The sequence below is a fragment of the Butyrivibrio sp. MC2013 genome (genome assembly GCF_000424585.1).
Taxonomy (GTDB): Bacteria; Bacillota; Clostridia; order Lachnospirales; family Lachnospiraceae; genus Butyrivibrio.
The window spans coordinates 66,055-82,811 of record NZ_AUKE01000008.1 but is presented as its reverse complement, the minus strand read 5'-3'; the positions used below and the strand labels follow the sequence as shown (position 1 = coordinate 82,811).

Below are 16,757 nucleotides of genomic sequence, written 5' to 3'. Positions count from 1 at the left end.
GAAAGGAAATGGGAGTAAAGGTCCAAAAGAGGGGAAGAAAGACCTACAAGCGCATGTGCTCATTTGCTATGGCGGTGAGTCTTGCGGCAGGTGCAATGCCTGCAGCTTTACCTGCTGTTACAGTCTTTGCAAAAGGCGGTGACGGGGTGAGCATGAATGAATCCAATGCTTTTCTTATTGAAGCAGAGGATCACTCTTCCAGCCAGGGGGGCAAAAAGCTGGAAGATGGTAATGCCTATAGCGGCAGCGGTTATATAGGCGATTTTTTTGTGGGAAATAGTTTGACGTTTAACCTGGCAGGTATTGCGGCAGGATCATATGAGCTGCTGGTAAGAGTAGGTACTGAGCAGGCAGGGGGATCCTTTGACGTCCTGACAGGTGATGAAGTGATAGCTTCAGGATCATTTGATTCCACAGGAGGCTGGCAGAATTATATTGAAGTCAGTGTTCCCATAGAACTGAGTGAAGATATCAGTTCCATCACTATTAGAAATACCCGTAATACCTGGAATATCGACCGTATAACCCTGATAGGTGCAGGCAGCAGAGTTTCATCTGACTTAGATCTGATGATCGAAGCTGAGGACTATATCTCCGGCAGCGGTCAGTTCAAGATCCTATATGATGGGAGTGCAAGCAGTGGAGCACATCTTGGGGATTTTGATGCCGGTGACAGTGCTTCCTATGGCTTCTTTGCCCAAAATAGCGGCAGATACAGGTTTACTTTTTTGGCCGGCTCTGAAAGGGATGATGCTGCAGCCAATGTATATCTGGATGGTCATGCATATGATATATCCCTTAACAGGACAGGCGGCTGGCAGACTTATAAGCCTATGAGCTTTACAGCAGAAGTTGATAGTGGATATCACTTCCTGACTGTGGAAGATACAAAGGGGACATGGAATTTTGATACATTGACCGTTTCCTTTGTGGATGAGAGCCTTGTAACATATGTTGATCCTAAGGAGGATACAATAATCTCACCTTCATTTGTTTCTGATTATGCGGGCATTGTGATAAATGAGGATGGAGATTCAGACAGTGGTTACTGCATAGATGATATTGATGCAGGTGACTATGTGACTTACCTGCTCTCATCTGATATTAAAGCGCCTTACGAGATAAGGCTTTTGACCAAAGCAGGCGGTGATATCTATAGGGCGGCTTATCTGTCTGTAGCAGGAGAAGAAAAGCCTGTATCCATTTATTCAGGGTCAGACGGATACACACTGTCAGATCCTGTATACATCAGTCTAAGGGAAGGCGAGCAAATGCTCAGGATCAGAGCTTCTGAAGGCGACTGGAAGCTGGGCGCTATAGTGGTGAAGGGTACAGATGAAGAGGTAGAAGATGACCTTGCTGAGATCACAAGGGACGCTTATATCAAAACTTCTGACGGCTGGAAGAAAGCTGTTGAAACAAGCTCTATAGCCAGCAAAGATAATAGTATCAGTTTTTCCTTTGACCAGGAGAGATCTGTCAGGAAGCTTGTGTTATCGGGATTAAATGTATCTGCAGACGTTTCGGCCAAAGTCATTGTCAGAAACTCTGGAGGGGTAACAGAAACTCCTGCGGCAGTATCAGTTAATGATGAAACAGGGGAAGTGACATTTATGCTGCCAGGGGGTATTTGGTCTGACAGCTTTGAGCTCTTACTTGATACAGAGCTTTCAGTGTCCTGTGATCAGCTGAGGATATATGAGAATACCGATTTGGCAGCTCCAGAAAAGGATACATCCGCAGTGCTCTTTCAGAATGTATGGAAGAGAAATGAATATCTGTCTGTTAACAGTGAAGGCAGGATAGTCTACAATGCCTCCGGCAGAGAAAATGCAGATGATAACTGCGTCTGGGATCTGGAGAAAAAAGGCGAATATTACACTTTAAAAAATGCTGCATCCGGTAAATACGCAGGCATTGACGAAAACGGAACTGCTGTATGCATATCCGATACTGCAGATTCTTTGAATGAACAGTGGAAAGTCAGGGATATGGGATCTGACAAGCGCTTTGAGAATGCCGCTGATAGCAGCAGGGTGCTGCAGGTAGAGGCTCAGGACGGTCTGGTATATACAGATTATGTGCCTGATCACTATCAGAGCGCTATGTGGAATGTGGAGAATTCCTCATACGGCTATACACTGGAAGAAAACCGGGCTTATGGTCCCGACTGGAGAGTGATCGCCAATAGCGGCAGTAAGATCACATCAAACAGAGAGGGCAAGGACAATACATGGAAGCTCTCAGAGGATATCTCTTTTTCCCCTGTATTCAAGGCTCCCAACACTCCTCTTGCTGAGGCAGTATACAACCTCTCAATGGAAGAAGCTTATCTGAATATGTTCCAGGGAAATAATGGCACTGTTTTCCGCACAGGAACTGACTGGCCCAAGGTATGGACCAGGGATACAGCTATGTCCTGCGAATATTCTCTTGCAGCTCTTTTCCCTGAGATATCAAGGAACTGCGCCCTTGAGAAGGTAGTTGGAGAGGAAGGCTCTCTGACCTTTGAACAGGATACAGGTACAGGCGGATCTTATCCTGTATCTGATGACAAGATCATCACTATGCTCTCTGTATGGGAGATTTATCTGGCAACCGGTGATACTGCTATCCTTGACGATTTCTATGATATTGCAGAAAATACTATCGCTCAGGACCTTCACGTGTGCTTTGATAGTGAGGCGGGACTCTTTAGAGGGGAGACAGGCGGCCTGGATCACAGGGACAAGACCTACCCCGACTGGATGAGCGAAACATACAAAGAGAGCCTTGCAAACATAGCAGAGTCCAAGCCTGCTGTTGTAAATATCATATACTGCGAAGTATTTGATATTATGTCAGAAGCTGCAAGGATCCTTGGCAAAGATGCAGATACAGTTCAGAAATGGGCAGAACTAAGGGATAACCTTAAGAAAACTGTAGAAGAGAGACTGTGGTCAGAGGATCTGGGCATATATTCCAGCTGGGAATATCCTGAGTATATGGGCTCTCCTCTTGCATACAAGAGTGATGTTATATCTAACGGTTATGCTCTGCTCTTTGACATAGGCAGTGCCGAGCAGCTGCAGAAGATCGCAGAGAACTATCCTCTGGTAACCTTTGGTGCTCCTACTGTATATCCTCAGAAGAATGGCAGACAGGGCGGCACTATATATCACAACAGAGGCGTGTGGCCAGGCTGGGAAGCTGTACTGATGCTGGGTGCTGATCATGCAGGCAATCGTGCATTGGCTTCTGAGATCTGGGATTCCTGCATATATGGTGCTTCTGCGCTTCTCACTAATCGTGAAGTCATAGACTTTACAACAGGTGCTCCCGGTTATTCGAAGAGACAGCTCTGGTCTATTGCAGGAACTCTGGCAGGCTATCTCAAGGTTCTCTATGGTATGGAATATACTACAGATGGCGTGAAATTCCATCCATTTGTTCCTGACTGGATGGAGGGACCTTTTGAGCTGACAGGCCTGAAATACAGAAATGCTAGTTTGAACCTGAAGCTGGAAGGCAAGGGAGATACCATCAGATCCATCAAGGTCAATGGGCAGGAGTTTTCATCTGATTACATCCTTCCCGGAGACGTAACGGGCACAGTAAATATCGAGATCCTTGTAGATGGTAAGAGCGATGCTTCATCTTACAACTTAAATGATGACAAGAATCATGTGACTTGCCCTGACCTTCCTGAGCTGATTTATGAAAACGGAGAGCTTAAATGGGCAGAGAAAGCGGGCCTTAGCTACAAGCTCTGGACCGGCAGAGAATATATCTCTGTATCCGGCGGCAGCTACAGACCTGATACAAGTGTATACGGAGCATACAGCCTTGTTGCTGTAAATGCTGATGGCATCTCTTCTGAGATGTCCAGACCTGTGGTATTAAATGATCCATCAAATATGATCACCCTGGAAGCTGAGGATGGAAGCTATGCAGATGGCTCTTTTGCAAGCTCTAAGTCAGGCTATACAGGCAGAGGATATGTTAAGGATCCCCGCGCATCATCAGCACCTGTGACAGTAACAGCTGATCTTGATAAGGACGGTGTATACCTTCTGTCATCTATTTACAACAATGTGGGAGATACCACAACCGGTGATGCCTGCGCTATCAGGTCGGTATATGTTGATGGCAAGGATGTGGGCAGCCTGGTATTCCCTGTAATGGGCTTTAATTACCAAGAGAGCACCCATCTGACTCTCAGGCTTGAAAAGGGCAGACATGAGATAAAGGTGCTCTATGACAATGATAACTGGTATGACAGGAATATGAATAAGGCAAAGAATGACGTGGAATATGACAGCTTCATCCTGGAAAGGATAGCTGACTATACGCCTGAAATAACTGATCCTGATCAGCCGGGAACAGAAGATCCTGGAACGGATGTTCCTTCAGAGCCTACAGAACCTGATCAGCCGGGAACAGAAGATCCTGGAACGGATGTTCCTTCAGAGCCTACAGAACCTGATCAGCCAGGAACGGATGATCCCGGAACAGATACACCTAGTGATGACCAGTACGGAGAGCCCGTAGCTGTTGATACAAAGGCAGAGCTGGAAAAAGGCGAATTCAGAAGGCTTCATGCAACTGATTCCACGCTTTGGGTACCCGGAGTAGAATGGACTCTTACTGCTAACTGGACCAAACGCCCTGACAGATATGTAGTGTTAAAGGGCGGCGTTGCTGCAGCTGTGCAGGTAACACCTGCAGGTAAAGTACTGACTGCAACTGCCACAAAGGATGGTAAGATCCTGACAACGGTCCAGATCACTGTAAAGGACACCAAACCAAAATACAAGAAGGCAGGCCTTCTCACCACAGGCGGCATCCTGGTAACAGATACTGTAGAGCTGAGCCTTGGCAAAGAGCCTAATGACTATGTAACAGTAGCAGGTGCACTGGGACTTACAGGAGCCTCCATAAAAGCAGAAGTTTACGGCAGCGCAGTAACTGTAAAGCATTCCGGTTCCCTTCTGGGGCTGATCCATACCTTTAAGCTGTCAGCTAAAGAGCCCGGAACTGCATACATAGTATGGACTGCCACAAAGGGCAGGAAGACAAGTCAGACTCTGACTAAAGTCATCATCACAAAGCCGCTTCTTGGCAGTGAGATATCTGTAGAAGGACCTAATGTTACAAAGACTGATAAAGGCTATGAACTGGAAGTTGTTAATGGCAAAGAAGAGCAGCTAAAGATCGTGCTGCCTGCAGACTATACAGACCTTAAGGATCTGACCTTCAAAGCCAGTGGTTCCTCCGTCAAGGTAACGGCTGATGGCACAGTATCTGTACCTTCGAAGCTTAAGAAGGGCAGCTATGTGACAGTCTCACTTGGCAGTGCCAAAGTCAAAGTCTATATCACGGAGCGCAATTAACTTATTCATTTTTACAGGGCTCCCACGCAGCTAAAAAAGTGTCATGCCCGGCTTAAATTGCCGGGTATGGCATTTTTTGTTTACTAATAATATAGTAAAATCAGAGAAGGAGTATAAATGCCGAGTATATAGACTTAACGTGTTCACTTTTTTATATATCAAAGGCTAGCTTCGGAACTTGGAATATCATAAATGGAGGGAGAAGAGGATGAAAGAGATTGAAGATATCGTCATAGGAAAGAACAGTATTCCGGCTTTGATAATTACTATAATTCTTATGATCCTGATAACTGTGTGTGCTGTCATTTATTGGCGCATAAAGCATAGGGAAGAGACGAAATTCAAATATCTACTTGCGGGAGCTGCAGGCTTTATTGTATCTGCCAGAGTGCTGGAGCTTGGGGTTCATTATTTCTGCATTATTCTTGATAATCCGGTATCCCGCTTTATCAATGGCAACACAGCCGCTTTTGTCTTATACGGAGTAATCATGGCGGGGGTGTTTGAGGAGTGCGGAAGGTATATTGTTCTTAAATATTTTATGAAAAAAGATCGCACCCGTGAAAACGCTGTTTTTTATGGCATTGGTCACGGCGGGATAGAAGTCCTTTTGGTCATTTTGCCGGGGATCATCAGTGGTCTTGTGGTTGCGAGCATTTTCTCATCTATGTCTACCCGGGAAGCTATGACTGCGCTGCAGATCACTAAAGATAATGCTTCCATAGCTCTTCCCTCTATTCAGGCGGCTGCCTCTTTTGGCTACGGCATGATGGCTTTGAATGTTATAGAGCGTGTATTTGCAATGCTCCTGCACATAGGACTCACAGTCATAGTCTATTATGGTGTGGTCACATCCAGGATAAAATATCTGCCCCTTGCAATCCTTATGCATATGCTGATGGATACCTTTGCGGCTCTCTATCAGAGAGGAATATTACCACTTTGGTCAGTAGAGGTTTGGTGCGGTATTTGGGCAATTGCAGCTATATATATTGCTGCAAAGTTGTATGCAAAGCTGAAAGACTGATAAGATTGTAGGCCCCTGGATTTTTGGTCCACAAACCCCGTCCCCAGGTAGCTCATTCTAGGTCAGTATATTCCAGTCCGATCTGCTGCCTGATAGTGTCAAGGATATGCATTACATCTGATGTGGCCTTAAGAGGGACTTTTGCGCTCTCTTTAAGGCCTTCTCTTATTTCTGAGGCAACAGTGTCAAATTCGGGCATGTATCCTATTGATTCACCATCTCCCTTATAGATATCTGTTTCGCCTGTGTTTAAGATGCAGCTGGCTTCCTGGCCGAAGTGATAATTGTCTGCTGTTATCTGTCCCTTGTCACCGTTTATGGTCATCTTCTCAAGGCCATCAAAGTCTACTATAGAGGCACGTATTGACACCTTCTCGTCGCCTGCAAATTCCATTTTTACTTCTTCATAGTGATCTACGCCATTTTCTATATGGCCATTACTGCTTATCCTGACAGGATAGCCCCAAAGCCTGTAGGCATAGGTGATGGGGTAGATAGTAATGTCAAGGAGAGCACCGCCTGCGCGCCTTGGATCAGATACCCTGGGTGCGTAGTTTATGGACTGCATGCAATATGTAAAATGCGCATCTGTGACGCGGCCTATACGACCGGAGTCCACCCACTGCCTGACCTGATTGGCAGGACTTCCAAACCAGGTCCACATGGCTTCGCAAAGGTATACGCCCTTATCTCTGGATATTTTTATGAGATCATCTGTTTCACTGCCTTTTACGGTAAAAGCCTTTTCGCACAGGATGGGCTTTCCAAGCTCCAATGCCTCTTTTGCATAGCGGTAGTGGGCGTTGTGCGGAGTTACTATATATACACCCTCTACGCCTTCTGCAAGGATGGCATCTTTGGCATTCGTACAGGCTTTAGCACCATAATCGGTCGCAAAGGCCCTGCATTTATCAGGGTCTCTGGTATAACAGGATACAATTTCATGTCTGCCGCTATCTGTGATCTCTTTGGCAATATGGGTTGCCAGCGTACCTGTTCCAATAAAACACCATTTGAATTTGTCCATGATTGTCCTCCGTATATGACAAGTGTTAGAAGCGAATCTTGTTTTTGCTTCCTTTTGTAAGCATGATCACTGTATCATTTTCTGCCAGTACCTGGCTTCCGTTTGGAAATATATTTTCACCCTGTCTTTTGATCAGCACAATAAAGGTCTTTCTGGATATATCCAGATCTGATATCTGCATGCCGTTCCAGGGATTGTGCTTTTTGATGGTGATCTCCTTGAGGGTTAGATTGGTCTGAACATCATCCCGGGTGGTTCCAAGGACCAGCCTGTCATCAGCCTTTAGGATGACATTGCCCCTGGGGATAATAGTCTCGTTACCTCTTTGTATAGCTGTAATGGCAACGTCATGGGGGAGGGATATGTCTTTAATATTTTTGCCGGTCCATTCATCCTTTGCCTTGATGCGAACAGTGATGAATTTCATATTTTCCTCAATGCCCACGTCACTGATATTAGTGAATCTGGAATACTGCTCAACAAAACCTGCGGAAATGATACCTGTAGGGATGGCTACCATGCCCACGCCCAGGAAGGTGATGATAATGGAGAATATCTTGCCCAAAATGGTGACGGGATAAATATCTCCGTAGCCTACGGTAAGGAGCGTTGATACTGACCACCAGATGCCGGAAAAGGCATTCTCGAATATATCCGGCTGTGCTTCGTGTTCCAGAGAATACATACACAGGCTTGATGCCAGCATCAGTGTGAAAATGATAAAAACTGAGGATAAGAGCTGCTGGCTCTTGGCTGAAATAACCTCAGTGATAACATTGAGAGAATCGTAATAGGCATTGATCCTAAAGAGCCTGAATATCCTGATCATCCTGAACATCCTGAAGGCAGCAATGCCTGCGGGGAAGAAAATAGGCAGAAAATAGGGCAGGAAGGAGAGCAGGTCTACGATGCCGTCAAAGCTAAATACATATTTGGCGACCGCGCCCTTCTTTGTCCTGTCGGGATAGAGGCAGTGGGACGTTATGAGCCTGATCGTGTAGTCAACCGCAAAAAAAATGACAGTTATAAGCTCGACCCAGTATAGAAGTGTGCCGAATCTGTCAGCTACATATTTGAAGGTGCCTGCGAAAGCGCCTACAAGATTGGCTATGAGCGCTCCTGTACTGATCACGTCATAGCTCTGATTTATGGGATCATCTATAACACCCACGGATACCATCTTGAATAATGCGCGGATCCGTTCTTCTTTGGTCTTTGCAGCCAATTTTACTTCCTCCCCTTTATGAATGATTACCTATATCAATACTATCATACTGTATATCATCTGGATAGCAATTGGCTGACATGACAGCGGCATGGCTTAAAGCTATAATATGACGTAAGGGTCAAAAGTCATTTCGATTCGAGCTTGCTCGAAATCGAATATGAATTTATGACCCGCAAAACATGAGCAAAGTAGCACGTAGTGCGGAATGCATGGATGCATTTCGACATGTCCAGAAGTGCAGGGAGGCACTTCTATGTCGTAATTATGCGAATGTTTTAGGATTGTGAGAGTTTCGAAGAAACGGAACAATCCGTTAGTCATAAGGTGTCAAAAGGAACTTTTGACACCTACCTCATAATATGACGTAAGGGTCAAAAATAACTTTTGACACCTGCCTCATAATATCTCATAAGAGAGATGAGATAGTTAATATAGCTTTTTTAGGAGAATAATATATGAACTTTTACGTGGATTTTGATGATTGTTTGTGCGAGACAGCAAAGGCTTTTACCATGATAGCGGGGAGGCTCTTTGGCAAAAATGTCCCCTATGAAGATGTGAGATTTTTTGACCTGCAAAAGTCCTTTAGCCTTAGCGATGAAGAGTATATACAGCTTATGGAGGAGGGGCACAGGCCGGAAGTATTGCTGTCTTATGAGGAGACTCCCGGGGCCTGCGATACCATAAGGGACTGGCTTTGTAAGGGCCACGAAGTGAACGTTATCACAGGTCGCCCTTACAGTGCCTATGATGCATCCAGAAAGTGGCTTGATGAGCACGGACTCTCAGGAGTGAAGCTCTTTTGCCTGAATAAATACGGGAGAGATTCATTTTATCAGGCAGGTGAGCACAATCTGGAACTGGAGGATTTCTACAGGATGCATTTTGATATTGCGGTAGAAGATTCGCCTATGGCTCTTCCTTATCTGGAGCACTTTCCCGGGGTAAAAGTCATGGTGGTAGACCGTCCATGGAACAGGGGATGCGACTTCCCCTCAAGTAACTATATAAGGTGCATGGACTGGGATGTCATAAGGGAATGTGTAAGATACATATGACGAACGGATTGCTTCGTTTCTGCGAAACTCTCGCAATCCTGAAACATTCGCAACTTCACACTCCGTGCTTCGTTGCTCATGTTTGAACCTGTTCGTCATATTATTTTCAAGATAGAAAGAAGAATTTTCAATATACCTTTATAGTGGGTGGTTCTATAATCCTAGATGTAACGAAGAAAGAAGTTCCATATAGAGCATTATTTCAAAGTTAAATCTAAGGAGGTATTTATGAAAAAGAAATTGGTATCAGTTGTTCTTGCATTCGCACTTACAGCATCTCTTGCTGCATGCGGATCCGGTACAGGCTCTAACCCTTCTGCTAATGAGCAGGCTGATGGGGCAGAAAGCGAAGATGCAGGTGCAGAAAGCGAAGATGCAGGTGCAGAAAGCGAAGATGCAGGGGAAACAGCTTCTTCAGGCGGCGAAAACAGCCAGAAGCCTCTCGTATGGTGGAACCGTCAGCCTTCTAACAGCTCTACAGGGGAGCTGGACATGGATGCGCTCAACTTCAATGACAAGACCTATTATGTAGGTTTTGATGCTAACCAGGGTGCAGAACTCCAGGGCCAGATGGTTGTAGATTATCTCAACAACCATGCTGAGGGCATTGATCGTAACGGCGATGGAATTATCGGTTATGTACTTGCTATCGGTGATATAGGACATAACGATTCTATTGCTCGTACAAGAGGTGTCCGCAAAGCGCTTGGTACAGGCATTGATGCTGATGGCAATATAGATCCTTCACCTGCAGGCACCAACGTAGACGGAAGTGCTTCAGTAGTACAGGATGCCAAGATCACACTGGGCGGCAAAGAGTATACCGTTCGTGAGCTTGCTTCACAGGAGATGAAGAACTCCGCAGGTGCTACATGGGATGCAGCTACAGCAGGTAACGCTATTGGTACATGGTCAGCTACTTTTGGCGACCAGATCGATATCGTAGTATCCAATAATGACGGCATGGGCATGAGTATGTTCAATGCATGGTCCAAAGAAAACAATGTTCCTACCTTCGGATATGATGCTAACAGTGATGCTGTAGCAGCTATTGCTGAGGGTTATGCAGGAACTATCTCACAGCACGCTGATGTTCAGGCGTATCTCACACTTCGTGTACTTCGTAACCTTCTTGACGGTGTTGATATCGACACAGGTATCGGCACAGCAGATGCTGCAGGCAATGTTCTGTCCGACACAGACTATAAGTATGTGCCAGAGGAGCGTTCCTACTATGCTCTGAATCTTGCTGTAACAGCAGATAACTATCAGGATTTCACAGATGCTACCAAGACCTATACACCTGTATCCAATCAGCTTGATGAGGCATCATCACCTGTTAAGAATGTATGGCTTGATATCTATAATGCTTCAGATAACTTCCTGAGCGCTACATATCAGCCTCTTCTTCAGAACTATGATGATCTGCTCAACTTAAATGTTGAGTACATCGGCGGTGACGGACAGACAGAGTCCAACATTACCAACCGCCTTGGCAATCCCAGCCAGTATGATGCATTTGCCATCAACATGGTTAAGACTGATAACGCAGCAAGCTACACAGCAATACTTAATCAGTAATTAGAATTATCTAAATGGGGCAAAAAATATTAAAGGCTGCCGGCGGCACTAACCTGCCACCGGCAACCTTTTATGAAACAGGAGATTAGATATGTCAGAAAACAAAGACAATATAATCCTGTCCATTCGCGGAATGTCCAAATCCTTTGGAAGGAACAGGGTCCTGGATCACATAGACCTTGATGTTAAAAAGGGGACCGTAATGGGTCTAATGGGTGAGAACGGAGCCGGCAAATCTACTATGATGAAATGCCTCTTCGGAACCTATCACAAGGATGAGGGGGATATATTTCTGGACGGCAGGGAGGTTTCCTTTGCTAATCCCAAGGATGCTCTTGAAAATGGTATAGCCATGGTACATCAGGAGCTGAACCAGTGCCTGGAGAGAAGCGTTGTAGACAATCTCTTTTTGGGCAGATATCCGAGAAACGCAGCAGGCATTGTGGATGAAGCCAGGATGAAAAAGGAAGCTGCGGAGCTCTTTAGAAAGCTGGGTATGACGGTGGACCTGACACAGCCCATGCGCAATATGTCTGTTTCTCAGAGACAGATGTGCGAGATTGCCAAGGCGATTTCTTATAATTCGAAAATAATAGTTCTGGACGAGCCTACATCATCCCTTACAGAGCCTGAAGTCAGGAAGCTCTTTAGCATGATGAGACAGCTCAGGAGTCAGGGCATATCACTAATATATATATCACATAAGATGGACGAGATCTTTGAGATCTGCGATGAGATAAGCGTCCTTAGAGATGGCAAGCTGGTAGCTACCAAAAAGACTGCCGAGACTAATATGAACGAACTTATCTCCGCCATGGTTGGAAGGAGCCTGGATAACAGATTTCCCCCTGTGGATAACACGCCGGGAGAGAATATCCTCTCCATATCCCATTTGTCCACAAAGTTTGAGCCTTATCTTACAGATATCTCTTTTGATGTGAGAAAAGGAGAGATCTTTGGACTCTACGGACTGGTGGGCGCAGGAAGGACAGAGCTTCTTGAGACTATCTTTGGTGTCAGGACCAGGGCAGCCGGACGAGTATATTACGATGGCAAGCTCATGAACTTTAGCAGCTCCAGAGAGGCTATGGGTAACGGCTTTGCCATGATTACCGAGGAGAGAAAGGCTAACGGCCTTTTCTTGAAAGGCGATCTGACCTTTAATACCACAATCGCCAATCTGTCTCATTACAGATCAGGCCCCATGCTGTCTGACCAGAAGATGCACAAGGCCACTCTTAATGAGATTGGTATCATGCATACCAAGTGTATGGGACCGGATGATATGATCACATCACTCTCCGGAGGTAATCAGCAAAAGGTCATATTCGGTAAATGGCTGGAGCGCGATCCCAAGGTGTTCATGATGGATGAGCCCACAAGAGGTATTGATGTAGGTGCCAAGTATGAGATATACGAGCTGATCATCAATATGGCCAAAAAGGGAAAGACAATCATTGTAGTATCATCGGAAATGCCTGAAATACTGGGAATTACCAACAGGATAGGCGTAATGAGCGCAGGCAGGCTCTCCGGAATAGTAAACACCAAGGAAACCAACCAGGAAGAGCTTCTTCGTCTCAGTGCGAAGTACCTTTGATCGGAGGATAAAATGAGCGAAAACAATATGAACATATATGAGGCACTGGCAATTGCTTCTGAGAATGAAGCAAAGCTCCTCTCACCCATAAGCGAATATGTGGACAAGATACAAAAGAAGATAGATGAGCTGAGGCTGGAAGGCACTGACAAGGTCATCTATTATCAGAATCATATGCAGCTTACCAAAGAGGATAAGAGTCTGTCCAAGGGTGAAAAGGAAGCCATAAGGCGTGATGATCAGGCTAAACTTGCCAGGGCCAGAGAGGTAGAAAACTCTCATAAGGATGAGGTTGCAGGTCTTATAGCTGATGCTGAAAGCTATATCAAAGAACATTTTGACAGGGAATACTATGGGCCTGTATCTTCCACCTGTGAGCTGCTTGTAAAGAGAGCGAGAGATTCTTATCAGGAGAAACTAAAGGAGCTTAAGGCAGAGCATGAAAAAGAGATGGATGCCATAAGGTCCAAGGCAGGCACCGGTGCTTCTCAGGAAGAGAAGGATGAGAAATACGTATACAAGAACAAGATCTTTGATGCAAAGGTGAATTATCAGAAGGAACTGGAAGCTATCAAGGACCATAGACATGAGGCTTTTTCTCAGAAATATCACATGATAGACCTCCTTCGTATGTCAAGGTTTAGCCCGTCCCAGACACTGGCTCAAAGATGGGAGAATTATAAATACTCCTTTGACCGCAAGCAGTTCCTCTTAAAGAATGGTCTCTATATCGTCATCCTAATGGTATTTATAGGTCTGTGTATCATCACACCTATTGTGAAGAATACACCACTTCTGACCTGGAATAATATACTCAACATCCTGCAGCAGGCTTCACCCAGAATGTTCCTGGCTCTTGGAGTTGCTGGCCTGATCCTGCTCACAGGTACCGACCTTTCCATAGGACGAATGGTTGGTATGGGCATGGTCACAGCAACTATCATCATGCACAAGGGTATCAATACAGGTGGTGTATTCGGGCACATATTTGACTTTACAGGGCTGCCTGTTGTAGCAAGAGCTATCCTGGCACTGGTTATGTGTATCATATTCTGTACCTGCTTTACTTCCATAGCAGGCTTCTTTACAGCCAGATTCAAGATGCACCCCTTTGTTGCGACCATGTCCAACATGCTGATGATCTTTGGTATAGTAACCTTTGCTACCAAGGGTGTGTCCTTTGGTGCAATAGAAGCTGAGATCCCTTCCATCTTCATACCCAAGGCAGGCAATTTCCCTACCATCATCCTCTGGGCTGTTGCTGCGGTGTGTATTGTATGGTTTATCTGGAACAAGACCAAGTTTGGTAAATATCTCTATGCAGTAGGCGGCAACCCTGAAGCTGCTGCGGTATCAGGTATCTCCGTATTCAAGGTGACCATGATGGCATTTATGATGGCTGGTATCCTCTACGGCTTTGGATCCTGGCTGGAATGCCTGAGAATGGTAGGTTCCGGTTCTGCTGCATATGGACAGGGTTGGGATATGGATGCCATCGCAGCCTGCGTAGTAGGCGGCGTATCCTTTACAGGTGGTATTGGTAAGATATCCGGCGTGGTGACAGGTGTTATGATCTTCACTGCACTTACCTATTCACTTACCATCCTGGGCATTGATACCAACCTCCAGTTCGTAATAGAGGGTATCATCATCCTGACAGCGGTTACTCTGGACTGCCTCAAGTACGTTCAGAAGAAGTAAAGCTTGCATCTTTTTACCTCGTTACTGAACACTCGCTGGTGATATTATGATTAGCGCTGCTGAAGTATTATTCTCCTTGCTCGCTGCACTATAAATGGTGTTTTTACTATAATTCTTCAGCAGCCTTCCTGAAAACGCTCCCACTCGGAAAAAACCCGGGCTTTCAGCCCGCTTTGACAGTTTTCTCGTGGGCGCCTGGAAGGCTGCTTTGAAGAATTAGTAAAAACTACCATTTACAGTGAATGCAAGCTTCGGACAATAATTCTGCAGCAGCGCTATTATCATGCTCTATAGCGAGTGATCAGTAACTGCTTTGTATTTAAGGATGCACTTCTATGTCGTATAATAATTAATGGCTGGTTTTGAAAAGATATATATACATTCTTGGATAAAATATCCAAGAATGTATGCAAATAGGCCATTTGAGAGCGGCCAGGGCCGCTGGGCCTATTTGCCAGCAACATGTTCTCACGAAACACGCAGTAAATGCGTGTTTCTGAAGGTTCATCTAATAATACATACTTTTTTATATTTTGTATATCCGGAGGAATGGTTTTGGCATACAAGTGCTTACTGGTAGATGATGAAGAAGATGTGATAAGAGCTATCCTGGGCAAGTTGGACTGGGAAGCCCTGGGTTATGAGACTCCGGGCTATGCTGCTAATGGACTTGAGGCCCTGGAGATTGCAGAAGCAGATACCCCTGACGTTGTTATGACGGACATCAGGATGCCCTATATGGGCGGCCTGGAGCTGGCCCATGAGCTGAGGAATCTCTATCCCGGTATCAGGATCATCATCTTCTCCGGTTTTGATGAATTTGAATATGCCAAAGAGGCTATCAGGCTGGAAGCGGAAGAATATATATTAAAGCCTGTGGATTCCGAGGAGCTAAGAAGTGTATTCTTTAGGATCAAGGAGTCTCTTGACAAGGAGAGAGAAGAAAAGCAGAGTATCCAGAAGCTGTCCAGATATTATGCGGAAAGTCTGCCTCTTCTCCAGGAAAATTTCTATTATTCCCTTTTGGAAGGCAGGATCCCTTCTGATAAGATCAGGGAAGAGATGCTCAATTACCAGATCGATCTTACGGGACCAAAATATACTGTGGTCATATTACATACTTCCAGCAGGAAAGCTCCGGAAGGCCTTAATCCCGTGTTGCTGGAGCTCTCTGTTAGAAAGCTTGCAAAGGAAAGGCTTGAAAAGGAGCTGGATGCCCGTATCTTTTCCCGCCAGGGTGATACTGCCATGATAGTACAGCTAAGTGAGGATGCAGCTTCACAGATACTGGAGCTGACGGATATCTGTGACAGGTTCTGCAGGATGGCAGCCAGTGTCTGCCAGGCTGTGGTCACAGCAGGTATAGGAAGAGTGTGCTCTGACATTTCTGATATCAGTGATTCTGCAGAGAGTGCAGATGAGGCTGTTTCCTACAGAGCTGTATATGGCAGCGGCAGAGCTATCAATATCTCTGAGATAGTACCCGGCAAGGAGATAGGCGATGATCCGGAAGATAGCAGTAGAGAGCTTGGTGAGATTCTAAGGTCTATCAGAGCAGGCAAGGATATAGACCTGGCAGCCATGTCCTCTGATTTTGTGAGATGCTTTGCTTCAGGCAGTACATCCATACAGAATTATGAATTCTTTGTCTATGATACCATGAGCCGCCTCTACCGCTTTGCGGCAGAGAATGGCATGAATATAGAAGCTGTCTTTGGCAACGCGGGGCCGGCCCATATGGAATTTATGGATGCTGCGGAATTTAGCGATTATCTTTATGATATCCTAAGAAGGATGCAGGAAGAGATCAGCGAGAACAGATCCGGAAGCAACAGGTCCTTTGTATCAAAGGCAAGACAGTATGTGGAAGAAAACTATTCTGATGAGAATATTACTATAGAAAAAATATGCAGGAGCCTGGGGGTATCCAGTGCATATTTTTCCACTGTATTCAAGAAGGAAACAGGCAAGACCTTTGTGACCTATCTGACTGATGTGAGAATGGACAAGGCTGCAGAGCTGCTGACCTTGAGCGATGACAAGACATATATCATAGCAGGTAAAGTGGGCTACAGCGATCCTAATTATTTTAGTTATGTATTCAAGAGGCAGTTTGGTATGTCTCCTTCCGCATATAGGAACAGCAAATAAGCCTTTGGGGAG

9 protein-coding genes are annotated in these 16,757 nt (G+C 45.4%); 7 read left to right on the top strand and 2 right to left on the bottom strand.

The genetic code is table 11. The features are described 5' to 3' along the window. Nucleotides 1-8 precede the first annotated feature (8 nt). Nucleotides 9-5,372 carry a carbohydrate-binding protein gene (locus G636_RS0105975; protein ID WP_026507302.1) on the top strand — a complete coding sequence of 1,788 codons (5,364 nt, stop codon included), beginning with the start codon at nt 9-11 and terminating at the stop codon, nt 5,370-5,372. Nucleotides 5,373-5,580: 208 nt separating this feature from the next. Beyond that, the gene (locus G636_RS0105970) at nt 5,581-6,399 is read left to right on the top strand and encodes a YhfC family intramembrane metalloprotease (RefSeq protein WP_026507301.1); all 819 of its coding nucleotides are present in this window, start codon (nt 5,581-5,583) and stop codon (nt 6,397-6,399) included. 52 nt (nt 6,400-6,451) lie between these two features. Here G636_RS0105970 and G636_RS0105965 read toward each other — a convergent pair whose 3' ends face one another. Both G636_RS0105965 and G636_RS0105960 read right to left on the bottom strand, forming a co-directional pair. Further along, complete coding sequence (locus G636_RS0105965) at nt 6,452-7,426, bottom strand: Gfo/Idh/MocA family protein (protein WP_026507300.1); 975 nt, start codon at nt 7,424-7,426, stop codon at nt 6,452-6,454. 25 nt (nt 7,427-7,451) lie between these two features. Then, nucleotides 7,452-8,651 (bottom strand): ion transporter, encoded by a 1,200-nt coding sequence (locus G636_RS0105960; RefSeq protein ID WP_026507299.1) that lies wholly within the window; start codon nt 8,649-8,651, stop codon nt 7,452-7,454. A 458-nt stretch (nt 8,652-9,109) separates the two neighbouring features. Between G636_RS0105960 and G636_RS0105955 the strand changes: the two genes are divergently transcribed. From G636_RS0105955 to G636_RS0105935, 5 genes are all read left to right on the top strand, one after another. Beyond that, nucleotides 9,110-9,712, top strand: a complete 603-nt coding sequence (locus G636_RS0105955; RefSeq protein WP_026507298.1) for a 5' nucleotidase, NT5C type — start codon at nt 9,110-9,112, stop codon at nt 9,710-9,712. Between the two features lie 228 nt (nt 9,713-9,940). Continuing rightward, entirely contained in the window at nt 9,941-11,293 is a 1,353-nt protein-coding gene (locus tag G636_RS0105950) for a substrate-binding domain-containing protein (protein ID WP_026507297.1), read from the top strand. A 91-nt stretch (nt 11,294-11,384) separates the two neighbouring features. Further along, nucleotides 11,385-12,893 carry a sugar ABC transporter ATP-binding protein gene (locus tag G636_RS0105945; protein ID WP_026507296.1) on the top strand — a complete coding sequence of 503 codons (1,509 nt, stop codon included), beginning with the start codon at nt 11,385-11,387 and terminating at the stop codon, nt 12,891-12,893. 12 nt (nt 12,894-12,905) lie between these two features. Then, a complete protein-coding gene (locus tag G636_RS0105940) occupies nt 12,906-14,594 on the top strand; it encodes an ABC transporter permease subunit (RefSeq protein ID WP_051226588.1) in 1,689 nt (562 codons plus the stop codon). A gap of 549 nt (nt 14,595-15,143) precedes the next feature. Then, nucleotides 15,144-16,745 (top strand): response regulator, encoded by a 1,602-nt coding sequence (locus tag G636_RS0105935; RefSeq protein ID WP_035778942.1) that lies wholly within the window; start codon nt 15,144-15,146, stop codon nt 16,743-16,745. The last annotated feature ends 12 nt before the right edge of the window (nt 16,746-16,757 follow it).